Source organism: Micromonospora sp. CPCC 205539, from assembly GCF_036906815.1.
Classification (GTDB): Bacteria; Actinomycetota; Actinomycetes; order Mycobacteriales; family Micromonosporaceae; genus Micromonospora.
On record NZ_JBAKHW010000032.1, the window covers coordinates 24,445 to 46,336 of the forward strand.

The window sequence follows — 21,892 nt, forward strand, 5'->3', positions numbered from 1 at the left end:
GTGCGCGGCGACGGCGCAGAATGGGTCCGTGCCGCCCAGCGACGAGATCGAGACCCCGCGCGGTCCAGCGCGGATCGACACCGACCTGCCAGCCCGGCCGGCCGGTGCCCTGCTGGTGCTCGGGCACGGGGCGGGTGGCAGCGTCGACGCACCCGACCTGCTCGCGGTGCGCGACGCGGCGGTCGGGGTCGGTCTCGCGGTGGTCCGGGTGACCCAGCCCTACCGGGTCGCCGGCCGGCGCGCGCCGGCCCCCGCGGGGCACCTCGACGAAGCCTGGACGGCGGTGCTCGCCGTGCTGCGTGACCGGCACCCGGCCGTTCCGACGCTGCTGGTCGGCGGTCGCTCCAGCGGTGCGCGGGTGGCCTGCCGGACGGCCCGCGCGGTGGGTGCGGTCGGCGTGGTCACACTGGCCTTTCCACTGCACCCGCCCGGGCGGCCGGAACGCTCCCGGGCCGCCGAGTTGACCACCGGGCTGCCGACGCTGGTGGTCAACGGCGACCGGGACCCGTTCGGGGTGCCCGAGCCGGGGCCGGGTGTGCAGGTGGTGACCCGGCCGGGCGAGACGCACGACCTGCGGCGGGATCCGAGCGGCACGGCGGCCGTGGTGCGGGACTGGCTGCGCGCCCAGGGCTGGGTGGCCGCTGACCCGGCGGCCCGCTGACCCGGAGGCGGCCGGTTGACCGGGCGGACCGTGTCCGGTGCCGGGCGCGATTCGTTGCATCCGATGGTGCCGCCGGCCCGTTCGGACGGGCGGAACCATCCTCCCAGGCCCTTCCTGGTCCCAGCATCGTCGACGGCGCTGGGACCAGGAACGGGAGAGCAGGTTGGAATGCCCCACCCGTCGTCCCGCGTTACAACCCTCGGACGACTTTTCTGCGAGGGGGGTGACCGGTGCCGACCGAGACACGGAGCCTGGAACGGGACGAACGGGATACCCGGCAGCTGCAGCGGCTGCTGGACGGCCCGGACTGGCCCGCGACGGCGGGACCGGGCGGGGTGGGTGCGGTGAGCACGAGCACACCGGCCGGAAGTGAATCTGTGGGCAGGTCCGGGCGCGTATTCTCGGCGGGAAAGCATCCGACGCGAGGGGATGTGCGGTTGACCACCGAGAAGACGGACGAGCGCAGGGCCCGTTTCGAGCGGGACGCGATGCCATTCGTCGATCAGCTCTACGCTGCTGGGCTGCGGATGACACGCAACCCGGCGGATGCCGAGGACCTGGTCCAGGAGACCTACCTGAAGGCGTACGCCGCCTTCCACCAGTTCGAGCAGGGCACCAACCTGAAGGCCTGGCTGTACCGGATCCTGACCAACACCTACATCAACTCCTACCGTAAGCGGCAGCGCCAGCCGATCCAGGCGCCCACCGAGGAGATCACCGACTGGCAGCTGGCCGAGGCCGAGTCGCACACCTCCAGTGGGCTGCGCTCCGCCGAGACCGAGGCACTGGACCGGCTGCCGGACAGCGACGTCAAGGACGCCCTCCAGCAGTTGCCGGAGGAGTTCCGCCTGGCCGTCTACCTCACCGACGTCGAGGGCTTCTCCTACAAGGAGGTCGCCGACATCATGGGCACGCCGATCGGCACGGTGATGTCGCGCCTGCACCGCGGCCGACGTAATCTGCGCAAGCTGCTCGAGCAGTACGCGTCGGAGCGGGGCTTCAGCGCCGCCCGGTCCGCGAAGGGCTCGACCGCCGCCGCTGCCGGCCGGGAGGTGTGACGTGAGCTGTGGGGAGCCGCACGAGACCGACTGCCGCGAAGTGATCGCGGAGGTCTACCTCTACCTCGATCTGGAGTGCGCCGACGAGCGGCGCACGCTGATCCGGCAGCACCTCGACGAGTGCGGGCCCTGCCTGCGCGAGTACGGCCTCGAGCAGGAGGTGCGGGCGCTGGTGGCGCGTTGCTGCGGCAACGAGACCGCACCGGACGAGCTGCGCGAGCGGCTGCGGGTCAAGCTCACCGAGCTGGTGGTCTTCGAGACCACCGCCGAGTCCCGCGAGCTGGCCGACTGAACGTCGGCATCGGCGACTGACGAGAAACCGGTGGCCCGGGTCGATGTCGACCCGGGCCACCGGTGTACCCGGCGCCGGCCGGGTCGAGCTGATCGGTGACGGACCGCCGGCCCGTCGCCCCGCTCAGGAGTTGGGGCGCTTGCCGTGGTTCGCGGCGCTCTTCTTACGGGCCTTCTTCTTCCGGGACTTCTTCGCCATGCTGACCTCCTCGTGATGGTCGGAACCGTCCTGCGCTCGACCTCGGCGCTGGTGCACGCACCGGCCGCCCGGCGCAGGGTCCGACCCGCTGATGCTAGTGCGGCGGGCACCCGTCGCCTTCCCCCGGGTCGGCCGCGGTATTCCGGCCAGACCGCGGAGCGCCCGGGGCTACCCGTCGCATGATTGGATACGTCGGCAGGTACACCGTGAAAAGGGAGGGCCGTGGACATGGCCGAGGAGATCCGCGCCGAGATGGTGGCGAACGTCTGGAAGGTCGTCGCGACGACCGGTGACACCGTGTCCGAGGGCGACACCCTGGTGATCCTCGAGTCGATGAAGATGGAGATCCCGGTCATCGCCGAGTCCGATGGTGTGGTCGAGCGGCTCGCCGTCAACGAGGGTGACGTCGTGCAGGACGGTGACCTGATCGCGGTCATCGGTTGAGCGGCCTGCTGGTCCGGCTCGCCGGTCCGGGGGACTTCCCGGCGGTGGCCCGGCTGACCGTGGCCGCGTACGAGGCGGACGGTCAGCTCAAGGGCGAGCACGGGTACGGCGCGGTGCTGGCCGACGTGGCGACCCGGGCCACCACCGGCGAGGTGCTGGTGGCGGTGGAGGAGTCGACCGGCGCGGTGCTCGGCTCGGTGACCTTCGTGCTGGCGGGCACTCCGTTCGCTGAGCTGTCCGGGCCGGGTGAGGCGGAGTTCCGGATGCTCGCGGTAGACCCGGCCGGCCAGGGGCGGGGTGTAGGCGCCGCCCTGGTCCGCGCGTGCGTCGACCGGGCCGCCGAGCTGGGCTGCACGGCGGTGGTGATCTGCGTACGGGATGGCATGGCCGTCGCGGCGCACCGGCTCTACGCGCGGCTCGGCTTCGTCCGGATGCCGGAGTTGGACTGGTCGCCCGCGGACGGCGTGGACCTGCTCGGCCTGCGGCTGACGTTGAGCCAGGGCTGAGCTGGCCGGAGCGGCCGATCAGCCCGGCGTGCTGCCCGAGGTGGCCGCCGTGGTGCTGTCGTCGGGCCCATCGCCGATGGCGGCCAGCAGCTCGTCGGCCACCTCGAGGGCGATCTTCCGGCGTTCCTCGTCGCTGATGTGCGGCGTTCGGACCGCGAACCAGCTGCTGTGCACCGCGAACAGCGACAGCGCGGCACGGAGCTGGGCGGACGGTGATTCGTCGCCCTGGCAGAGCGCGTTGGCCAGCCGCATCATCCGCCCGCGCATCTGCTGGCCGGCGGCGACGCTCTTGAGCACGGTCTGGTTCTGCTCGAAGAAGCGCATCACCGACGGCTGCTCGCCGCCGAACATCGTGTCGGCGTACCGGGAGATCAGCTCGCGCCGGGTGGCCAGCGTCGCCGGCTGCGAGTCGGCCCAGGTGATCAGCACGTCCATCCGCTCCAGCCGGTCCTCGACGAAGCTGGCGACGATGTCGTCCTTGCTCTTGAAGTGGTAGTAGAGCGCGGCCTTGGTGACGTTGAGACGCTCGGCGATCTCCCGGAGCGAGGTCTTCTCGTAGCCCTGCTCGGTGAAGAGCTCCAGCGCGACGGCCTTGATGCGCTCGCGCGTGCCGCCTGTGCTGTCTCTCACTCACACCACCCAATCAGCTTGACCGCCGGTTGCTATCCAACTTACCGTGCGGCTAGTAAGGTGACTAGCCGGGCGGCAAGTAAGTTACGCAATTCTCGGGGGGAGCTTACCCATGACTCAGGCAACCCAGGCCGACGTGCGACCCAATGTACGGGTCGTGCTGTTCGGTCTGATGATCGCGATGATGCTCGCGATGCTCGACAACATGATCGTCAGCACCGCGCTGCCGCGGATCGTCAACGAGTTCGGCGGCCTCAACCACTTCACCTGGGTGGTCACGGCCTACGTCCTGGGCACCACCGTCTCCACCCCCATCTGGGGCAAGCTCGGTGACCTCTACGGCCGTAAGTCGGTCTTCCTGACCTCGGTCGGCATCTTCCTCGCTGGCTCCGCGCTCTGCGGCATGGCCGGCTCCGGGATGCTCGGTGGCCCAGAGGACGGCATGGTGCAGCTCATCGCCTTCCGGGCCGTGCAGGGCCTGGGCGCCGGTGGCCTCATGGTCGGCGTCATGGCGATCATCGGTGACCTGGTCCCGCCCCGCGAGCGCGGGCGTTACCAGGGCATGATCGCCGGCATCATGGCCATCGCCATGGTGGCCGGCCCGCTGGTCGGCGGCTTCATCACCGACCACCTCTCCTGGCGCTGGGCGTTCTACGTGAACCTGCCGCTGGGTGGCGTGGCGCTGCTCGTGCTGATCACCACGATGCACCTGCCGAAGTACCGCACCGAGCACCGGATCGACTGGCTCGGCGCCGGGCTGCTCTCGGTCGGCATCACCGCGCTCGTGCTGATCACCACCTGGGGCGGCAACGAGTACGACTGGACCTCCGGGCAGATCCTCGGCCTCGCCGTGCTGGCCGTGGTCGCACTGGTGGCGTTCGGTCTGGTCGAGCGCCGGGTGCCGGAGCCGATCCTGCCGCTGGGGCTCTTCGCCAACCGTAACTTCGCGCTGATCTCGGTCATCGGCTTCCTGCTCGGCTTCGCGATGTTCGGCGCGATGAACTTCCTGCCGCTCTACCAGCAGACCGTGCAGGGCGCTTCGGCGACCAACAGCGGCCTGCTGTTGCTGCCGCTCATGTTCGGCATGCTGGTCGTGTCGCTGGCCATCGGCCGGGCGATCACCAAGAACGGCAGGTACCGGGCGTACCCGATCATCGGTGGCGTGGTGATGACCGTGGGCATGGGGCTGCTGACCCTGCTCGACCTGCACACCACCAAGCTGGCGTCCTCGCTGTACATGGTCGTGCTCGGCGTCGGCATGGGCTTCCTCATGCAGACCTCCATGCTGATCGCACAGAACAGCGTGGAGCAGAAGGACCTCGGCGCGGCCAGCGGCGCGGCCACCTTCTTCCGCTCGATCGGCGGCTCGTTCGGCATCTCGCTGTTCGGTGCGATCTTCGCCAACCGCTTGGCCGACTCCGCAGCCGGCTCGGCCCTCGGCGGTTCCGGTGCCGGCATGGACCTGGACAAGATCAGGGAGTTGCCGGCCCAGGCGCGCGAGTTGGTGCTCGGCGGTCTCGCCGACTCGATCTCGCACGTCTTCCTCTGGGCGGCGCTGTTCACCATCTCGATCCCGGTGCTCGCGTGGTTCATCAAGGAGATCCCGCTGCGCACCGCGAACGAGGCACCCCCGCAGGCCACCCCGGAGGAGGAAGCCGAGATCGCCCTCGGCAAGGCCCCGGTCGCGTAACCCCCGCGCGGCTCCCGCGCCGCTCCCGCGCCGATCTTGCACGGCTCCCGCGCCGATCCCGCGCGGCTCCCGCGCCGATCCCGCGCGGCTCCCGCGCCGATCTTGCACTTTGTGCCCCCGCATATGCCTCATTCCCGGCAGATCGGCGGCAGCAAGTGCAAGATCGGCGCGGGCTGGCGCGGGCTGGCGCGGGCTGGCGCGGGGTGGCGCGGGTTCGGGGTGGCGCGGGTTCGGGGTGGCGCGGGTTGTGCGTCAGGCGTGGCGGCGCGAAGCTGTGAGGCGTTGCCAGAGCCGGCTCAGCGGATTGCGGGGGCGGGGAAGGCCGCGCTGCGGGGCGCTGAGCAGTTTGGCGGCCAGCGCTGCGGTGGCCGGGTCCAGGGCTGGAGTGGCCAGCGCCAGGTGGGCCAGGGAGACGGCGATCGGCACCGCCCGGACCTGCGACGACTCCGCCGCGTCGGCCAGCCGCTCGGCCACCACCCGGGCCACGTCCGGGCGCACCGCCGGATCCACCCAGGCGGCCGTGACCAGGGCGAACAGGGCCGCCTCGGTGACCCAGTCCTCTACACCCCAGACCAGATCCAGCAGCACCCGGCGTCGCGTCGAGTCCTCCCACGGCTCGTCGGTGCGGTGGTGCAGCAGGCCCAGGCAGGCCCAGACCTGCACGCCGCGTACCCAGATCGACGGGTCGTGGGCGGCCAGCAACCGACCCACCGCGTTGGCGGGTGCCGCCGGTGGGTGTACCAGCAGCCCGAGCAGGTCGGCCACGTCCAGACCGGCCAGGCCCACCGCCGCGTCGTACGCCGCCGGCGGGTGCGGCCAAGCCGGGTGAGTGACCTGCCCGATCCGTTCGGCCGCCACTGCCGAGGGCGCCGGCACCGCAGGCATCGGAGTGGTGTCGTCCGCGTAGTGCCACAGCTGCCGGGCGGACGCTCGCCGGGGCTCGCGGATGTCCGGCTCCGGCGTGCCCACGATCTCGATTCGTAGCCCGGGCGCCGCCGACGCGACCGTCCGCACAGCGCTCGGCGGGGGCACCGTCGTCAGGCGTACGGCACTGCCGAGACCATTGTCGTCGGCGGCGATCGCCCGGCGCAGCGCGTCGACCAGCGGGCCGTTGGCCGGTGTGAGCTGGCCGAGCCAGGGCCGGCCACGGCAACACTGGGCCAGGTCGGCGTGTTCGTGACTGTCGTCGGGGTGGTCCCGGGCGAAATCGGCGAGCGCGACCAGGTGGGCCAGATCGCCGTCGCGCAGGTGCCGTAGGCGGTGCGCGGTGTGCACCGCGCAGTCGAACGACGGGTCCCGGGCCAGAGCCCGCTCGGTCCACTCCAGCGCCTCGTCCAGCCGGCCGTTGTCGGCCAGCGTGCCCGCGATGTCCGCGTAGATGGCCAGGTCGTCGGGGTCCAGTGCGACGGCCCGACCGAGCGCCGCCAGGGCGTCGCGGGTCCGGCCGGCGCTGCGGTACGCGTACCCGAGCCAGACCTCGCCCATCTTCGAGGACTGGGCTCGTACCCCTCGGCTGGCCCAGCGGATCGCCACCGTGGCCTCGCCGAGTCGCCGGGCCAGCGCGGACGCCGCGCCCAGCAGCAGGCCGTGCTCGGGGTGGGCGGTGACCGCGTTGCGGGCCAGCGTGAGGTACGGCGCAAGCGCGCCCCGGCCGGTCCTCGGCACCGGATCGGGCAGCGCGGAGCAGACCTGCATGAGAACGCGGGCGGTGTGCTCCGGATCGAGGCGTTCGGCCAGCTCGGGCGCGGTCACCCAGGGCACGCCGGCCCAGTCCGTGCCCGGCGCGTACCCGGTCGCGGCCGCGAGCAACTCCAGCCCTTCGGCGGGGTTGCCGGCGGCGGCCAGCAGGTGGGCACGGGCGACGACCGCGCCGACGAACGTGTGGTGGTTGATCGGGAAGAGGTCGAGCCCGCCGCCGCCGACCGCGGCCAGCCGGGCCAGCGTCTCGTGCACCTCCGGCAGGGTCGGCGCCCGGGCCAGCGCGCCGGCGAGGTGGCCGGCCGCGTGGTGCAGGTCGCCCTCGTCCAACGCCAGCCGGGCCAGGGCCAGCTCCTCCGTCGCGGAGAGCGCGGGGTCGTCCCTTCCCTCGGGCACGTCGTCCTCTCGTCGCAGCTGTCCGCCGATAGTCGGGCAAGCTTAGTTGATATTGGCGTGATCTGGTGATCCTCTGCGCACTAGTGCTCGTTCGATTGCTCAGGCCGAAGAAAAGGTGCAAGACTGAGCAGGAAACGCGCGGCAATCGCGCACTGGGGGGAGATTCCATGACACGTGCAGGGGCCGGCATGGCCGCCGACATCGAAGAGCAACCAGCTGGCTACGCGCGGCTGCTCTCCAGCGCCAACGCCGGGCAGATCGCCCAGGTGGCAGCGGCCGTCGCCGAGCGTCGGCCGCGGCACGTGGTGTTCACCGCCCGGGGCACCTCCGACCACGCCGCCCTCTACGGGGCGTACCTCACCGAGATCCGCCTCGGCCTGCCCGCCGGTCTCGCGTCGCCCAGCGCGGTCACCCTGTTCGGCGCCCGTCCCGACCTGTCCGATGCGCTGGTCGTCGGGGTCAGCCAGAGCGGCGGCTCGCCCGACCTGGCCGAGGTGCTACGCGCCGCCCGGGCCTCGGGCGCGCTGACCCTCGCGGTGACCAACGCGCCACAGTCCCCGCTGGTCGAGGTCGCCGAGCTGCACATCGACATCGTCGCCGGGCACGAGCGGGCGGTGGCCGCCACCAAGACGTACACCGCCGAGCTGCTCGCCCTGCTGATGCTGGTGGAGGGGATCCGGGCTGGCGACGGGGTGCTCCCGGCGGCCGAGCGGGACGCGCTCGCCGCGCTGCCCGAGCTGGCTGCCCGCACGCTGGCCGACGACACCCCGGCTCGGCTCGCGCCGCGCTACCGGTTCGCCCGGCAACTGGTCACCACCGGGCGCGGGTACGCGTACCCGACCGCCCGGGAGGCCGCGCTGAAACTGATGGAGACCTCGTACCTGCCGGCGCTCGCGTTCTCCGGCGCCGACCTGCTGCACGGGCCGCTCGCGATGACCGACCCGGAGGTCCCGGTGCTCGCGGTGGTCGGCTCGGGGCCGGGCGGCCGGTCGATGGGCGAGGTGCTGCCCCGCCTCGGCGAACGCCGCGCCGACGTCGTGGTGGTCGGCTCCGCCGACGTGCCGGGCGCGACCCGACTCGCCGTTCCCGAGGTCGACGAGCGGTACGCCCCACTGCTGGACATCCTGCCGTTGCAGCGGTTGGCGTTGGCGTTGGCGCTGACCCGGGGCGAGGATCCGGACGCGCCGCGCGGGCTGAAGAAGGTCACCGCGACGATGTGAACCGGGGCGTGGCACCCTGGTCACCGTGTCCACGCTGCGCGACCTTGCCGAGGAGCACACCCATCTCCGTCCGGCCGACATCGACCACCTGCACCGGATCGCCGGCGACTGGCAACTCCTCTCCGACCTGTCCTTCGCCGACCTGCTGCTCTGGGTGCCGGTCGACGCCGACGGCACGTTCCTCTGCGTCGCCCAGGTCCGCCCGACGACCGCGCCCACCGCGTACCAGGACGACCAGGTGGGACGGATCGTCGGCGGGCCGGAGGTGGCCCACCTCGCAGTGGCCTACTCCCAGGGGCGGATCTGGCGGGAGGGCGACCCGGTCTGGTACGGCGACGTGCCGGCCCGACACGAGGCGATCCCGGTCCGGCTGCGTACCGCCGAGGGGGAGGCGGGCGAGGTGGTCGCCGTGGTCGGCCGGGACACCAACCTCTCCACCGCGCGTACCCCCAGCCAGCTGGAGCTGAACTACCTGACCACGGCCGACGACCTGGCCCAGATGATCGCGGACGGCACCTTCCCGCCACCCCGTCACCCGGGTGAGACCACGTCGGCGCCCCGTGTCGGGGACGGCCTGGTCCGGCTGGACGCTGGCGGCAAGGTCACCTACGCCAGCCCGAACGCGCAGTCGGCGTACCGCCGGCTGGGCTACGCCTCCCACCTCGTGGGGGAGGACCTGGCCGCGCTGCACCGTCGGTTGGCCGGCGACCCGCTGGACGGCACCGAGGCCGCGAACGGGATCCTGGCCGCGCTGCGCGGCGAGGCGCCGCCCCGGCGGGAGATCGACGCGCGCGGTGCCACGATGCTCACCCGGGCGTTGCCGCTGATGCCCGCCGGGGTGCCGATCGGCGCGCTGGTGCTGGTGCGGGACATCACCGAGGTACGCCGCCGGGACCGGGCGCTGATCACCAAGGACGCCACCATCCGGGAGATCCACCACCGGGTGAAGAACAACCTCCAGACGGTGGCCGCGCTGCTGCGTCTGCAGGCCCGCCGGGTGGCCATGCCGGAGGCCCGGGTCGCCCTGGAGGAGTCGGTCCGCCGGGTCGCCTCGATCGCCCTGGTGCACGAGACGCTCTCCATGTCCAGCGACGAGGCGGTCGAGTTCGACGGCATCGTCGACCGGGTGGCCAGCGCGGCGACCGAGGTCGCGGCGACCGAGGTGAGCGTCGGCATGCGTCGGCGGGGCAGCTTCGGCGTGCTGCCGGCGGAGATCGCCACCTCGCTGGTGATGGTCCTCAACGAGCTGCTGCTCAATGCCGTCGAGCACGGCTTCCCGCCGGCTGACGAGACGGATGCACCGAGCGCGCCCGGCGCTCTTCCCGCGCCCGTCGTCGCGTCCGGGGCCGATGCGGGGCGGCCGGAGGTGGTGGTCTCGGCGCACCGCTTCCGCAAGACGCTGCACGTGTCGGTGACCGACAACGGGCGCGGGCTGCCGCCCGGGTTCGACGCCGAGCGCGGTAGCAAGCTCGGGCTGCAGATCGTGCGGGCGCTGGTCACCGGCGAACTGCGCGGCACCATCGAGCTGCGTCAGGGTGCGAGCGGCGGCACCGAGGCGGTACTGGTCGTGCCGCTGGCCCGTACACCCGACAACCGCTCCACCATCTGACGGCCGCGCCGCTGTCGACGGTCGGGTCAGCGGGCGGGACGCCGGGAGAGCAGGGCGACGGTCAGGCCGGGGCGTGGCCAGACCCGTTCGACGGTGAAGTCCGAGCGGAGTGCGTCGCCCTTGGCGCTTGGCACGGTGGCCAGCGGGTCGGCGTGCCGTCCGGCCACGACCAGCCACACCCGGGGAGTGCCGGCCAGGCACTGCGCCGGTCGGGGGCACTCCGCGGCCCACAGGTCGCCCCGGCGGGCCTCGTCCTCGGTGACCAGCACGTCCCTTGGCGGTTCACCGAGGTGGTACTCGATGCCGAGATCGAGGAAGAGCCAGCTCCGCCGGGGCGAGTACACGATCGCGTCTCCGGGCCGCTGCCCGTCAGCGATCACCCGGGCGGCACCCGTGTAGTCCACCCGGGCGCTACGTGGCCACTCGTGGGTGCGCCGCAGCGCGGCCTGGTCGGGTAGGCCGAGCAGCCCGGCCAGGAGCACCACGGCGAGCGCGGCCGGCGCGGCCACGCTGGACAGCGCCGCACCGGCCAACAGACAGGCGAACGGCACCACGAAGACCAGGTAGCGGGGAACCCAGAGCGGTACGGCCATGCCAACGGCGAAGAGCAGCAGTACGGGCAGCAGCACCGCGCATCCGGGCAGCAGGGCGCGCTGCCCGATCCGGGCCGCGCCGAGCGCGGCGAGGCCGACCAGCAGGCCACCGGCCACGCTGCTCTGGGCCACCCCGCCGGGCAGCCCGGTCAGGTCATCCAGCCGGGCGAGGTCGACCCAGTCCAACTGTCGGGAGCGTTGTGCCCTGGCCTGGAGCAGCAGTGGCCCGACCAGCAGCACCGTCGGGAGCAGCGCCACCAACCACCGCCACACCAGCCGACCCGGCCGACCTCCGCGCCACCAGGCGATCAGCACGACCAGTGCGTGGGCGGTGAGCAGGGTGAGGGCGATCAGGTGGGTGAGTCCAAGTGCGGCGACGGCGGCCGCGTACCCGGCCCAGCGGGGCCAGCTCGGACGGTCCAGTGCCGCCACCAGCAGCAGGGTGGCGAGCACCGCGAACATGGTGGCCAGGGCGTACGGGCGGGCCTCCTGGCCGTAGCGGGAGGTGCCGGGGAGCACCGCGAAGAGCAGGCCCGCGTACAGGCCGGTCCGGCTGTCGACCACGCGGGCGCCGAGCATCGTGAGCAGCCCGGCCGCGACGGCCATCGCCAGCGCCGCTGGCGCGCGCAGCGCCACCGTGGAGTCGCCGACGAGCGCGAGCCAGCAGTGCATCAGCAGGTAGTACGGGCCGGTTGCGGCGTCGATGGTGCCGGCCAGCCGAGCCAGATCGCCGGGCGAACGGGTGGCCGCGCTCCAGGTGGCCAACTCGTCGCGCCACAGCTGTGCCGAGCCCAGCCCGGTCCCGGTGACCGCCAGGGTCAGCAGCGCCGGAGGGAGCCAGACCGGGATGCGGCGCAGGCGGCCCCACGTCGCCTCGGTTGACCTTTGCCGCTTTCCGGACAATGCGTCCACGGTTCGAGCCTGCCACACGGCTCGTCCGGTCGAGGTCGAGCCGCGTGGCAGGTGGGACGAGCCGCGTGGCAGGTGGTCAGCGCCAGGCGGGCATCACGTCGTTCGGGCGGGCGGTCTTTGCCGGATCACGCTCGACGAGTTCGTCGAGTACGGCGTCGATCTGCGCCATCAGGTCGTCGTCGAGCTGAACGGTCGCGGCCGCCGCCGTCTCGGCGAGCTGCTCGGGGCGGGAGGCGCCGACGATCGCGCTCGCCACGGTCGATCGGTGCAACACCCAGGCGACCGCGAGCTGGGCCATCGTGCAGCCGGCGGACTCGGCGATCGGCCGGAGTTGGCGTACCCGGGAGAGCAGCAGGTCGGAGGAGTAGCGGGCGATGAACGACCCGCCGAAGCCGTCGGTCGCCCGGGAGCCGGCCGGGGGACGCTGGCCGGGCTCGTACTTGCCGGTCAACACGCCCATGGCCAGCGGTGCCCAGGCGAGCTGACCCAGACCGAGCTCGGCGCTGACCGGCAGCACCTCGGCCTCGACCACCCGCCACAGCATCGAGTACTGCGGTTGGTTGGCGATGAACGGTATGTGCAGGTCGGCGGCGAGCCGCTGGCCGGCGCGTAGCTGCGGGGCTGTCCACTCGGAGGCGCCGACGTAGAGCACCTTGCCCTGGCGTACCAGGTCGGCGAAGGCGGTCATCGTCTCCTCCAGCGGCACGGTGTCGTCGTACCGGTGCGCCTGGTAGAGGTCGATGTAGTCGGTGCCGAGCCGGCTCAGCGAGGCGTGACAGCCCTCGGTGATGTGTTTCCGGGACAACCCCGAGTCGTTCGCGCCCGGTCCGACCGGTAGGTAGACCTTGGTGCACAGCTCGATCGAGCTGCGCCGGACGCCGCGCAGCGCCTTGCCCAGCGCCTCCTCCGCCCGCCCCTGGGCGTACCGGTCGGCGGTGTCGAAGGTGGTGATGCCCGCGTCCAGGGCGGCGGCGACGCAGGCCGCCGCCGCGTCGTCGTCGAGCTGGCTGCCGTGGGTGACCCAGTTGCCGTACGCCACCGCGCTCACGCGCAGCCCCGACCGGCCCAGTTGCCTGTATTCCATGTGCGGATCCTGAGGCCGTCGGGCGCTGTCGCCGAACCGTTCGAACGTGGTCGAATCCGTTGGTGATCGACGTTCAGTTCACGCCAGACGACCTGAGCCGGGTCCGGTTCGTGCACTCGCCGTTGGCCGAGTTGGTGGCCAGCTCCTGGGCGCTGCGGAAGCCGGAGAAGTACTGGATGCACCGTCCGTGGCGGGTACGCGCCGAGCGGCTGTTGCCGGGTGCCGGCCTCGAGCCGCTGATGGCGGTGCTCAGGTCGTCCAACGGATACGTGCCGGATTTCCTCACCCCGATCGGGGTGGCACCGAACCTGGCGGCCGAGTTGAGGGCGGTCGCCGGCACCGACCCGACCCGGGTGCGGCGGCAACTGGACCGGGCCGACGCACCCTGGCTGACTCCGGACGAGCTGGTGGCGCAACTCCGTCGGTACTTCACGCTGCTGATCGCGCCGGACTGGCCCCGGCTGCGGGCTCTCGCGCTGGCCGACATTCGGCGGCGGACCCTCCTCGCCGCCGAACAGGGCGGCCGCACCCTGCTCAGTGAGCTGCATCCGTCGATCCGCTGGGACGGCACGGCGCTGTATGTCGCCGTCGGCGCGACCCGGCCGGCTGCTCCGGACGGACGCCCGTGGACGCTGCTGCCCACCTCCTTCTCGGGGCCGACGGTGCACGCGATCATGGAAGGTGACGCCGGGCCGGCTCTCTGTTATCCGCCCGGGGGACTGGGTGGGCTGTGGGAGTCACCGGCGCCCAGCGCCGCGCTGGGCACACTGCTCGGCAGCACGCGGGCGGCGGCGTTGTCCCTGCTCGATACGCCGCTGAGCACCGGTGAGCTGGCCGCGAGGCTGGGCCTCGCTCCGGCGACCGCGTCGCACCACCTCACGACGCTGCGCGACAACGGGCTGATCGCTGGTGTCCGCCAGGGGCGGCTGGTCCGCTATGCCCGAACTGTTCTCGGTGACCAGCTGGTCGGTTAGCCCGGGCCCGTGATGTGGGATCCGGCACGAGTACATTGGCCGGCCCCCATGGGGTGTGGCAGCATGGGGCCCATGACCGCCGCTGTCGTCCGCCGCTTCGTGGCACGTCGCCACGTCGATTACGGCCGCGTGCGCAGCGCGATCTGTCCGGCCCACTGACGACGCCCGACCCATCTGTCTCGGGCGCGCTCCGCGCCGGCTGTCTGAAGACACCGTTGTCCTGCCCGCACTCGACGGGCCGACCGCCGCGCCCCGCGCCCGTTCCGAGGCACTGCGAACAACGGAGGACGCCGCGATGGCGGTCAGCAGCATCCCGGCCCGGTCCGAGGATCCGACGTCTCGCCCGGCTCGGGCACCGCGCCGGCCACGGGGTGAGGGTCAGTGGGCGCTCGGCCACCGCGAGCCGCTCAACCCCAACGAGCGGACGAAGAAGGACGACGATCCGCTCAACGTCCGGGCCCGGATCGAGACCATCTACGCGCACCGCGGTTTCGCCTCCATCGACCCGCAGGACCTGCGTGGCCGGTTCCGCTGGTGGGGCCTCTACACCCAGCGCAAGGCGGGCATCGACGGCGGGCGTACCGCTGTGCTGGAGCCGCACGAGCTGGAGGACGAGTTCTTCATGCTGCGGGTCCGCGTCGACGGTGGCCAGCTCAGCCTGGCCCAGTTGCGGGTGATCGCGGACATCTCCCGGGAGTTCGCTCGGGACACCGCCGACATCACCGACCGGCAGAACATCCAGTTCCACTGGATCCGGGTCGAGGACATGCCGGAGATCTGGCGCCGACTGGAGTCGGTCGGCCTGCAGACCACCGAGGCGTGCGGCGACTGCCCCCGGATCGTGCTGGGCAGCCCGGTCGCCGGGGTGGCCCGCGACGAGCTGCTCGATCCGACTCCGGCGATCGACGAGATCGTCGCCCGGTACGTCGGCGACAAGCAGTTCTCCAACCTGCCCCGCAAGTTCAAGACGTCGATCTCCTGGCTGGTGGACACCCCGTACCAGTCGAACGACATCGCCTTCCTCGGCGTCGACCACCCCGAGCACGGCCCCGGCTTCGACGTCTGGGTCGGTGGCGGTCTCTCCACCAACCCGATGCTCGCCCAGCGGCTGGGCGTCTGGGTGCCGATGGCCGAGATCCCGGACGTGTGGGCCGGCGTGGTCGGGATCTTCCGCGACTACGGCTACCGGCGGCTACGCAACCGGGCCCGGCTGAAGTTCCTGGTGGCGGACTGGGGTGTGGAGCGCTTCCGCGAGGTCCTGGAGAAGGACTACCTCGGCCGCACGCTGCTCGACGGGCCGGCACCGGACCTGCCGGCGAAGCCGGTCGACCACGTGGGCGTGCACGAGCAGGCGGACGGCCGGCGGTACGTGGGTGCCGCCCCGGTCGTGGGGCGGGTGTCCGGCGGGCAGCTCGCCCAGTTGGCGGACGTGGTCGAGGCGCACGGCAGCGACCGGGTGCGGCTCACCCCGTACCAGAAGCTGCTGGTGCTCGACGTGCCGGTGGAGCGCACCGAGTCGCTGGTCGACGCGCTGCGCGGGATCGGTCTGGAGGCCCGGCCGTCGGCCTGGCGGCGCGGCACGATGGCGTGCACCGGTATCGAGTACTGCAAGCTGGCCATCGTCGAGACGAAGGCGCGCGGCGAGGAGCTGGTGGCCCGGCTGGAGCAGCGGCTGCGCGACTTCGACGCGGACATCTCGATCCACATCAACGGCTGCCCGAACGCCTGCGCGCGCACGCAGGTCGCCGACATCGGGCTCAAGGGTCAGCTGGTGGTCGGTCCGGACGGCCGGCACGTGGAGGGCTTCCAGGTGCACCTGGGCGGTGGGCTCGGCATGGCGCAGGGGCAGACCGCCGGCTTCGGGCGCAAGCTGCGCGGCCTGAAGACCACCGCCGACGAGCTTCCGGAGTACGTGGAACGGCTCGCCCGCCGCTACCTGGCTGGTCGGAGCGAGGGCGAGACGTTCGCCAACTGGGTGATCAGAGTCGACGAGGAGGCCCTGCGATGAGCAGCGAGAACCGAGCGGCACCTCTGTACTGCCCGTACTGCGGCGAGGAGGATCTGCGGCCGCACGAGGCGGGGCACGGCGCCTGGGAGTGCCACGCCTGCGCCCGGGTCTTCTCGGTGAAGTTCACCGGGCTGCTCAGCAGCGCGGTGACCAGGTGAGCGCGGGGAGGCTGGTCTCCGCCGCGGGCCTGGGCCTGGTCGGCCCGGGTGGTCCGACGCCGATCGACCCGACCCGACGCGGCCCCGACGAGCTGCGGGCGCTGGCCGAGCAGGCTGCCCGGGAGCTGGAGGGTGCGCCGGCGCTGGAGATCGCCCGTTGGGCGGCGCAGACCTTCGGCGACCGGTTCTGCGTCACCAGCTCGATGGCCGACGCCGTGCTGGCCCACCTGGTGTCCCGGGTGGCCCCGGGGGTGGACGTCGTCTTCCTCGACACCGGCCTGCACTTCCCCGAGACGCTCCGGGTCCGCGACGAGGTGGCCCGGACGCTCCCCGTGAACGTCCGGTCGATCCGGCCCCGGCTCACCGTCGGTCAGCAGGACGGCCAGTACGGCCCGCGGCTGTTCAACAAGTCGCCGGACGACTGCTGCCAGCTGCGCAAGGTGGAGCCGCTGGAACGGGCGCTGACCGGGTACGACGCCTGGGCGGCCGGCCTGCGCCGGGACGAGTCGCCGACGCGGGCCAACACGCCGGTGGTGACCTTCGACCCGAGGCGCGCAAAGGTCAAGGTCAACCCGATCGCGGCCTGGTCGCAGGGCGACGTGGACGCCTACATCGCCCGCTGGAACGTGCCGGTAAACGAGCTGTTCAAGCAGGGGTACGGCTCGATCGGCTGCTGGCCGTGCACCCGTCGGACCAAGGCCGGCGAGGACGCGCGGGCCGGCCGGTGGGCCATGTTCGAGAAGACCGAGTGCGGACTGCACGCCTGACCTCCCCGACGCCGACCTCGACCGGGCCCGGTGCGGCCGGTGGGGCGGATCCGGTGCTGCTGGTCGCGCACGGCAGTCGTGATCCGCGTGGGGCCGAGGCCACCCGGGCGCTGGCCCGTGCCGTTTCGGCGGCGCGGCCCGGCACCCCGGTGTACGCGAGTTGGCTGGACCACACCGAGCCGGGCCCGACCGAGGTGCTGCGCGCGCTGGCCGCGGCCGGTCATGACCGTGCGGTTCTGGTGCCGCTGCTGCTGACCGCCGCGTACCACCACCGGGTGGACATTCCGGCGGCCGTCGCGGCCGCGGCGCACGCCGGGTCCTCGCTGGCGGTACGGGTGACCGACGTGCTCGGCCCGGCGAACGGAACGGTGGACCCGGCTCTGCTGGCGGGGCTGCGGCGGCGGCTCGGTGAGGCGACTCCGGGCCGCTTCGACGCGCTGGTGCTGGCTGCGGCCGGCACCCGGGACGCCCGGGCGCGCGGCTCGGTGGGTCGGGTTGCGGAGGCGCTCGGCGCGGAGTTCGGGGTGCCCTGCCGGGTGTCGTACGCCTCGGCGGCCCCGCCGTCGACGGGTCTCGCGGTGTCCCGGCTACGTGCGGCTGGCGCCCGTCGGGTCGCGGTGTCGGCGTACTTCCTGGCTCCCGGCCTGTTTCACGACGCGGTGACGGAGGCGGCTCGGGCGGCCGGCGCGGTGGCGGTGGCCGCCCCGTTGACCGACGCCCCGGAGCTGGCCGACCTGGTGCTGCGCCGGGTCGACGACCGGTCCGCTCGGCCCCTGGTGGCGCTGGCGGTGTGACCGAGGTCGCCCGACCACGGATGCACAGAGCACCGAGTAGTGGGTATCCCGGTGCCGTGTGCGTTCGGGGTGGTGGACAGGTGTGGCCCGGATCGGTGCCGGACAGCGGAACGCCCCGGCAGGCGAACCTGCCGGGGCGTACAGCTGTGTCGTGGGATCAGGCGGAGTGAGCGCGCAGCACCCGGAGGCCGCCGCGCCGCTTGACAGCGCGCCGCTCCTCCTCGCTCATCCCGCCCCAGACGCCGGCGTCCTGACCCGACTCGAGTGCCCACTGCAGGCACTGGTCGGTCACGGAGCAGCGCCTGCAGACGGCCTTGGCCTGCTCGACCTGCAGCAGAGCGGGGCCGGACGTCCCGATGGGGAAGAACAGCTCCGGGTCCTCGTCGCGGCAGACAGCATGGTGACGCCAGTCCATGGCGGCAACACTCCTCATTCTGGATGGGTGGCAATTTATTGCTTGTAGTGCTTTACCTATATGCATCAGCAGTGCCGATGGTGACGGTTTGCGTCCGTCTATTCGGCAGTGCGTGAGCAGGCACTTAACCCCGTGGACCTGCTGGAACAACTCAACCTATCGAGCATATCCAGGCAATGTCCCGGTAACTCAAGTTCGCTTGTGAATACTTTCACGAACATTCGCGATGTCAAGGGTGACGCTCGGAAAAACTCCGGGCGGTGAGCAAGCCCACAACCCATTTGTCCGGGTTTCAGTGCCTTCCTGGTTACCCGCCGTGCCACAGTCGAGGATCAATATAGTACAGTCCGCGTGACATTGCTGACATTTCAGGCACCTGCCCCTCGGTGTGGCGGCGACCGCGCCGATGTGGTGTGGCGGCCGCGTCGACCTAGGGCAGTACCCGAGACCTAGCAGATTACTCTCAGTGCGGCGGGAACGGATGCGAATCTTACTTTTTCCCGCTCGCCAAGATAGTCGCCGTCGAGCTGGAACGCCTGCGGACGGCTGGAGACCAGCGTGAACTCCGCAGTGTCATGGAGTCGTAACACCTGTTTGCCGTGCGGATCCGGACGACGGGACAGGAACTGGGTCACCGTCCGTGTTGTGCTAGCCACCCGGAGCTGACGCAAGGCCAGCACGTCCAGCCCGAGGTCGAACGACGCGCTCGGATTCGGGTTGATCTCCCGATCGCCCAGGTACGTCCACGGCGCGGTGTTCTGGATGATGACGGTGGCCAACTCGCTCTCCGCCGGCTCGCCCGGACGCTCCAGAATGATCGCCGGATGCCGTCGGTCCGAGGCGAGGAAGTACTGATTCATGATCGCGCGCAGATAGAGCGACGGAGTGGAGACGCGCCCCCGTCGGCGGGCCTGCTCCACCCGATGGATCACCGCGGCGTCCAGCCCGAACCCGGCGCAGAAGGTGAAGTACCGGTCGTCCGCGCGGCCCAGCCCGACCGTTCGGTGCCGCCCTAGACGCAGCCCCTCCAGGATCATGCTGGTCGCCTCCGGCCACTCCCGAGGCAGGCCCAGCGCGCGGGCGAACACGTTGGTCGACCCGCCCGGGACGGTGGCCAGTGCGGGCAGCCGCTCGGCCGACGTGGCCCCCTCGGGCCCTCTCGGCGGCTCGGCCGTCATCAGGCCGTTCACCACCTCGTTCACCGTGCCGTCGCCACCCAGGGTGACGACCAGGTCGACCCCTTCCTCGGCGGCCTCCCGGGCCAGCCCCATCGCGTGCCCCCGTCGGCGGGTGTAGCGCACGCTGAGGTCGACTTCGCTGCGCAGCGCCCGGACAAGCACGTCCCGGCTGCGTTCGCTGGTGGTGGTGGCCTTCGGATTGACCACCAGGACGGCCCGCATGGGCGGCACTGTACCTCCCGGTAGCCCGGGTATCGTGGCGCGCGTGACCATCGACTCGGACCCGATTCCCGTCACGCTCCGCTGGGCGGTCCGGCTGCTGTGGGCGGAGGCGGTCGCCGTCGGGCTGATCGCCGCCTGGCTGGTCTGGGCCGACCTCACCGCGACCACCACCGACCTGCCGTCGGCGTTGCTGGTGACCGCGTTCGCCGGCGGGGCTGCGGTCGCGCTCTGGGCGTTGGGCCGCGCGCTGCTGCGCCGCCGGGCGGGGGCGCGCGCCCCCGCGATCGTGCTCCAGCTGATGCTGCTGCCGATCGGGTGGTTCATGATCCAGGGTGGGTTGGGCTGGCTGGGTGTGCCGCTGATCGCGCTCGGCCTGGGCGTCGGCTGGCTGCTGGTCAGCCCTCCGACGACGCGGGCCCTCGGCTTCGAGTGACCTCGCGCGTCGCCCGGGTCGGTCAGTAGCCGGAGCGGCGGGTGAGCAACGAGATCGTCGCCCGGCCGTCGGCGGCCGTGGCGGTGGCGCCCGTGGTCAGTGCGGTGAGCACCTTCCAGGCGAAGGACGCCTCGGCGGGCAGCGTGGCGCCGCGCACCGTCGGCACGGTCACCTGGACGGTCAGCGCGTCCTCGGTGACCGAGAAGCGGCACTCCAACTCGGCGTCGCGGGTGGCGATGGCGAGCAGCATGGCGCACGCCTCGTCGACCGCGATCCGCAGATCCTCGATCTCGTCGAGTGCGAACTGCAACCGGGCCGCGAGACCGGCGGTGGCGGTGCGGAGCACGCCGAGGTAGCCGCCGTCGGCGGGCACCGTGAGGTGCACCACGTCGTCGTCGGTCGTTGGCTGGCCGGTCAGTTGAGTCACACTCATCCCCCCGGTCGGGGACTCTACCCGGTCAGTCGACCGGACGCGTGCCGGCCGGCAGCGCCGTGCCGGCCAGGTCGCGCAGCGCGTCGCCACTGAGCCGGTACGGGACCCATTCGCTCATCGGCTCGGCGCCGATGGACGCGTAGAACCCCGCCGCCGGATTCCAGTCGATCATCCACCACTCGAGCCGCTGGTAGCCGCGTCGTACGCAGATGTCGGCCAGGGTGGCGAGCAGCAGCCGCCCCGCACCGGTGCCCCGGGCCGCCGGCCGGACGTAGAGATCCTCCAGATAGATGCCGTGCACACCGGCCCAGGTGGAGAAGTTGAGGAACCACAGCGCGAAGCCGATCGGCTCGTCGCGCTCGTCGACCGCGACGTGCCCGTAGAGCGCCGGAGCGGTCCCAAAAAGGGCTGAGGTCAACTGCTCGGCGGTGAGATGGCACTGGTCGGGGGCACGCTCGTACTCCGCCAGCTCGTGCACCATGGCGACGACGGCCGGCACGTCCTCGGGACGTGCCGGCCGGATCGTCGGGATGACCGGAGAGGTCACGCCTTCTTGGTCTCCCAGAAGATCTTCGAGATCTCGTCGATCTTCGCGAGGAGCTTGTCGGCGGTGGCCGGGTCGAGGCTGCCCTTGACGCCACCGGCGCCGGCGAGCTTGGTGGCCTCGTTGAACAGCGTGTGCAGGTTCGGGTACTTCTCGAAGTGCGGGGCCTTGAAGTAGTCGGTCCAGAGCACCCAGAGGTGGTGCTTGACCAGCTCGGCGCGCTGCTCCTTGATGATGATCGCGCGGGTGCGGAACTCCGGGTCGGTGTTCGCCTGGTACTTCTCGCAGATCATTTTGACCGACTCGGCCTCGATCCGGGCCTGAGCCGGATCGTAGACACCGCACGGCAGGTCGCAGTGAGCGCTCGCGGTGACGCGGGGCGCAAGGATGCGCGGAAGTCGCATCGGGATCCTCCAGAGGATGTTTGCGATGATCAAAGGCGACATTACTCCTGGGAGTGCTCCCCGAACGGGGTGGAGGTGAAACCAGTGCGGCCTGATCGGTCAGGTCACCCGGCGGGGGCGCCCCGGCTGCGGGGGCCGCTGACCCCCGTCCTGGTCACCGGACCCTCCATGGCACCGACGCTGCGACACGGCGACGCGGTGCTGGTCCGCCCGGCCGGTCGCCCCATCCGTCCCGGTGACGTGGTGGTGGCGGTCTTCCGGACCCGTCCGGATCTGCTGGTGGTGAAACGGGCGGTCCGGCAGCAGGACGGTGGCTGGTGGCTACGCGGGGACAACGAGCTCGTCACCGACGACTCCCGGGCATACGGGGTGGCCGACGTGCGGGGGAGAGTGGTGGCCCGCTACTGGCCCCGCCCCGGACTGGTCCCACGCCGAGCGTTATGACCCTGCTCACATCCGAGGGGCAGTGTCGACACTATGCTCGGAAAGTGCCCGGGTGACCCCCCGCACCGCGTGCCACCGCTCGCCGCCCACCTCGCGGCCGAGCGAGCCGCCCCGTCTGCTCGACAGA

The 21,892-nt window shown here is 71.9% G+C and carries 25 protein-coding genes; 15 read left to right on the forward strand and 10 right to left on the reverse strand.

Annotated features, from left to right (window positions below; genetic code table 11):
- Window positions 1-28: 28 nt before the first annotated feature.
- The 3 genes from V6V47_RS24515 to rsrA all read left to right on the forward strand — a co-directional run bounded on the left by V6V47_RS24515 (window position 29) and on the right by rsrA (window position 2,011).
- Window positions 29-661, forward strand: a complete 633-nt coding sequence (locus tag V6V47_RS24515; protein WP_334630705.1) for an alpha/beta hydrolase family protein — start codon at window positions 29-31, stop codon at window positions 659-661.
- A 230-nt stretch (window positions 662-891) separates the two neighbouring features.
- Entirely contained in the window at window positions 892-1,719 is an 828-nt protein-coding gene (locus V6V47_RS24520; RefSeq protein WP_334630706.1) for a sigma-70 family RNA polymerase sigma factor, read from the forward strand.
- A 1-nt stretch (window position 1,720) separates the two neighbouring features.
- Window positions 1,721-2,011, forward strand: a complete 291-nt coding sequence (rsrA, locus tag V6V47_RS24525; RefSeq protein ID WP_334630707.1) for a mycothiol system anti-sigma-R factor — start codon at window positions 1,721-1,723, stop codon at window positions 2,009-2,011.
- A gap of 123 nt (window positions 2,012-2,134) precedes the next feature.
- On the opposite strand, the gene V6V47_RS32760 is transcribed toward rsrA, so the two are convergent.
- On the reverse strand, window positions 2,135-2,209 hold the full coding sequence (locus tag V6V47_RS32760; protein ID WP_369814844.1) for a 50S ribosomal protein bL37: 75 nt from the start codon (window positions 2,207-2,209) through the stop codon (window positions 2,135-2,137).
- Window positions 2,210-2,431: 222 nt separating this feature from the next.
- Here V6V47_RS32760 and V6V47_RS24535 point away from each other — a divergent pair, with 222 nt between their 5' ends.
- Both V6V47_RS24535 and V6V47_RS24540 read left to right on the forward strand, forming a co-directional pair.
- Window positions 2,432-2,653 (forward strand): biotin/lipoyl-binding carrier protein, encoded by a 222-nt coding sequence (locus V6V47_RS24535; RefSeq protein ID WP_334630709.1) that lies wholly within the window; start codon window positions 2,432-2,434, stop codon window positions 2,651-2,653.
- On the forward strand, window positions 2,650-3,159 hold the full coding sequence (locus tag V6V47_RS24540) for a GNAT family N-acetyltransferase (RefSeq protein ID WP_334630710.1): 510 nt from the start codon (window positions 2,650-2,652) through the stop codon (window positions 3,157-3,159). The genes V6V47_RS24535 and V6V47_RS24540 overlap by 4 nt, the downstream gene beginning before the upstream one ends.
- Window positions 3,160-3,177: 18 nt before the next feature.
- Here V6V47_RS24540 and V6V47_RS24545 read toward each other — a convergent pair whose 3' ends face one another.
- The gene (locus V6V47_RS24545; protein ID WP_334630711.1) at window positions 3,178-3,789 is read right to left on the reverse strand and encodes a TetR/AcrR family transcriptional regulator; all 612 of its coding nucleotides are present in this window, start codon (window positions 3,787-3,789) and stop codon (window positions 3,178-3,180) included.
- 112 nt (window positions 3,790-3,901) lie between these two features.
- Between V6V47_RS24545 and V6V47_RS24550 the strand changes: the two genes are divergently transcribed.
- On the forward strand, window positions 3,902-5,479 hold the full coding sequence (locus tag V6V47_RS24550) for an MDR family MFS transporter (protein ID WP_334630712.1): 1,578 nt from the start codon (window positions 3,902-3,904) through the stop codon (window positions 5,477-5,479).
- Between the two features lie 252 nt (window positions 5,480-5,731).
- Here V6V47_RS24550 and V6V47_RS24555 read toward each other — a convergent pair whose 3' ends face one another.
- On the reverse strand, window positions 5,732-7,573 hold the full coding sequence (locus V6V47_RS24555) for a tetratricopeptide repeat protein (RefSeq protein ID WP_334630713.1): 1,842 nt from the start codon (window positions 7,571-7,573) through the stop codon (window positions 5,732-5,734).
- 188 nt (window positions 7,574-7,761) lie between these two features.
- Here V6V47_RS24555 and V6V47_RS24560 point away from each other — a divergent pair, with 188 nt between their 5' ends.
- Window positions 7,762-8,793: an SIS domain-containing protein gene (locus V6V47_RS24560; protein ID WP_334630750.1), complete on the forward strand. Its 1,032-nt coding sequence runs from the start codon at window positions 7,762-7,764 to the stop codon at window positions 8,791-8,793.
- A 25-nt stretch (window positions 8,794-8,818) separates the two neighbouring features.
- Complete coding sequence (locus tag V6V47_RS24565; RefSeq protein WP_334630714.1) at window positions 8,819-10,402, forward strand: histidine kinase N-terminal domain-containing protein; 1,584 nt, start codon at window positions 8,819-8,821, stop codon at window positions 10,400-10,402.
- A 26-nt stretch (window positions 10,403-10,428) separates the two neighbouring features.
- Here V6V47_RS24565 and V6V47_RS24570 read toward each other — a convergent pair whose 3' ends face one another.
- Complete coding sequence (locus tag V6V47_RS24570) at window positions 10,429-11,853, reverse strand: glycosyltransferase family 39 protein (protein WP_334630751.1); 1,425 nt, start codon at window positions 11,851-11,853, stop codon at window positions 10,429-10,431.
- A 130-nt stretch (window positions 11,854-11,983) separates the two neighbouring features.
- The gene (locus V6V47_RS24575; protein ID WP_334630715.1) at window positions 11,984-12,991 is read right to left on the reverse strand and encodes an aldo/keto reductase family protein; all 1,008 of its coding nucleotides are present in this window, start codon (window positions 12,989-12,991) and stop codon (window positions 11,984-11,986) included.
- A 62-nt stretch (window positions 12,992-13,053) separates the two neighbouring features.
- On the opposite strand from V6V47_RS24575, the gene V6V47_RS24580 reads away from it, so the two are divergent.
- The 5 genes from V6V47_RS24580 to V6V47_RS24600 all read left to right on the forward strand — a co-directional run bounded on the left by V6V47_RS24580 (window position 13,054) and on the right by V6V47_RS24600 (window position 17,692).
- Window positions 13,054-13,965, forward strand: a complete 912-nt coding sequence (locus V6V47_RS24580) for an ArsR/SmtB family transcription factor (protein WP_334630716.1) — start codon at window positions 13,054-13,056, stop codon at window positions 13,963-13,965.
- 295 nt (window positions 13,966-14,260) lie between these two features.
- A complete protein-coding gene (locus tag V6V47_RS24585; protein ID WP_334630717.1) occupies window positions 14,261-15,973 on the forward strand; it encodes a nitrite/sulfite reductase in 1,713 nt (570 codons plus the stop codon).
- Complete coding sequence (locus V6V47_RS24590) at window positions 15,970-16,131, forward strand: hypothetical protein (protein WP_334630718.1); 162 nt, start codon at window positions 15,970-15,972, stop codon at window positions 16,129-16,131. The genes V6V47_RS24585 and V6V47_RS24590 overlap by 4 nt, the downstream gene beginning before the upstream one ends.
- Window positions 16,128-16,898 (forward strand): phosphoadenylyl-sulfate reductase, encoded by a 771-nt coding sequence (locus tag V6V47_RS24595; RefSeq protein WP_334630719.1) that lies wholly within the window; start codon window positions 16,128-16,130, stop codon window positions 16,896-16,898. Before V6V47_RS24590 ends, V6V47_RS24595 begins: the two co-directional genes overlap by 4 nt.
- Window positions 16,880-17,692 carry a sirohydrochlorin chelatase gene (locus V6V47_RS24600; RefSeq protein ID WP_442934299.1) on the forward strand — a complete coding sequence of 271 codons (813 nt, stop codon included), beginning with the start codon at window positions 16,880-16,882 and terminating at the stop codon, window positions 17,690-17,692. Before V6V47_RS24595 ends, V6V47_RS24600 begins: the two co-directional genes overlap by 19 nt.
- Before the next feature lie 157 nt (window positions 17,693-17,849).
- On the opposite strand, the gene V6V47_RS24605 is transcribed toward V6V47_RS24600, so the two are convergent.
- On the reverse strand, window positions 17,850-18,107 hold the full coding sequence (locus V6V47_RS24605; RefSeq protein WP_007072794.1) for a WhiB family transcriptional regulator: 258 nt from the start codon (window positions 18,105-18,107) through the stop codon (window positions 17,850-17,852).
- Window positions 18,108-18,556: 449 nt separating this feature from the next.
- Complete coding sequence (locus tag V6V47_RS24610; RefSeq protein WP_334630720.1) at window positions 18,557-19,507, reverse strand: diacylglycerol/lipid kinase family protein; 951 nt, start codon at window positions 19,505-19,507, stop codon at window positions 18,557-18,559.
- 43 nt (window positions 19,508-19,550) lie between these two features.
- Here V6V47_RS24610 and V6V47_RS24615 point away from each other — a divergent pair, with 43 nt between their 5' ends.
- On the forward strand, window positions 19,551-19,940 hold the full coding sequence (locus V6V47_RS24615) for a hypothetical protein (RefSeq protein WP_334630721.1): 390 nt from the start codon (window positions 19,551-19,553) through the stop codon (window positions 19,938-19,940).
- 22 nt (window positions 19,941-19,962) lie between these two features.
- On the opposite strand, the gene V6V47_RS24620 is transcribed toward V6V47_RS24615, so the two are convergent.
- Genes V6V47_RS24620 through sodN form a run of 3 tightly spaced genes read right to left on the reverse strand, consistent with a single transcriptional unit; the run spans window position 19,963 to window position 21,321 of the window.
- The gene (locus tag V6V47_RS24620; RefSeq protein ID WP_334630753.1) at window positions 19,963-20,367 is read right to left on the reverse strand and encodes an ATP-binding protein; all 405 of its coding nucleotides are present in this window, start codon (window positions 20,365-20,367) and stop codon (window positions 19,963-19,965) included.
- Window positions 20,368-20,398: 31 nt separating this feature from the next.
- Entirely contained in the window at window positions 20,399-20,920 is a 522-nt protein-coding gene (locus V6V47_RS24625) for a GNAT family N-acetyltransferase (protein WP_334630722.1), read from the reverse strand.
- On the reverse strand, window positions 20,917-21,321 hold the full coding sequence (sodN, locus tag V6V47_RS24630) for a superoxide dismutase, Ni (protein WP_334630723.1): 405 nt from the start codon (window positions 21,319-21,321) through the stop codon (window positions 20,917-20,919). The genes V6V47_RS24625 and sodN overlap by 4 nt, the downstream gene beginning before the upstream one ends.
- A 69-nt stretch (window positions 21,322-21,390) precedes the next feature.
- Between sodN and V6V47_RS24635 the strand changes: the two genes are divergently transcribed.
- Window positions 21,391-21,765 (forward strand): S26 family signal peptidase, encoded by a 375-nt coding sequence (locus V6V47_RS24635; protein WP_442934300.1) that lies wholly within the window; start codon window positions 21,391-21,393, stop codon window positions 21,763-21,765.
- Window positions 21,766-21,892: the final 127 nt, after the last annotated feature.

Coding starts and splice junctions, on each gene's coding strand:
- sodN (WP_334630723.1), bottom strand. CDS start 21,321: ATGCGACTTCCGCGCATCCTTGCGCCCCGCGTCACCGCGAGCGCTCAC.
- V6V47_RS24605 (WP_007072794.1), bottom strand. CDS start 18,107: ATGGACTGGCGTCACCATGCTGTCTGCCGCGACGAGGACCCGGAGCTG.
- V6V47_RS24575 (WP_334630715.1), bottom strand. CDS start 12,991: ATGGAATACAGGCAACTGGGCCGGTCGGGGCTGCGCGTGAGCGCGGTG.
- V6V47_RS24585 (WP_334630717.1), top strand. CDS start 14,261: ATGGCGGTCAGCAGCATCCCGGCCCGGTCCGAGGATCCGACGTCTCGC.
- V6V47_RS24560 (WP_334630750.1), top strand. CDS start 7,762: ATGGCCGCCGACATCGAAGAGCAACCAGCTGGCTACGCGCGGCTGCTC.
- V6V47_RS24590 (WP_334630718.1), top strand. CDS start 15,970: ATGAGCAGCGAGAACCGAGCGGCACCTCTGTACTGCCCGTACTGCGGC.
- V6V47_RS24610 (WP_334630720.1), bottom strand. CDS start 19,507: ATGCGGGCCGTCCTGGTGGTCAATCCGAAGGCCACCACCACCAGCGAA.
- V6V47_RS24550 (WP_334630712.1), top strand. CDS start 3,902: ATGACTCAGGCAACCCAGGCCGACGTGCGACCCAATGTACGGGTCGTG.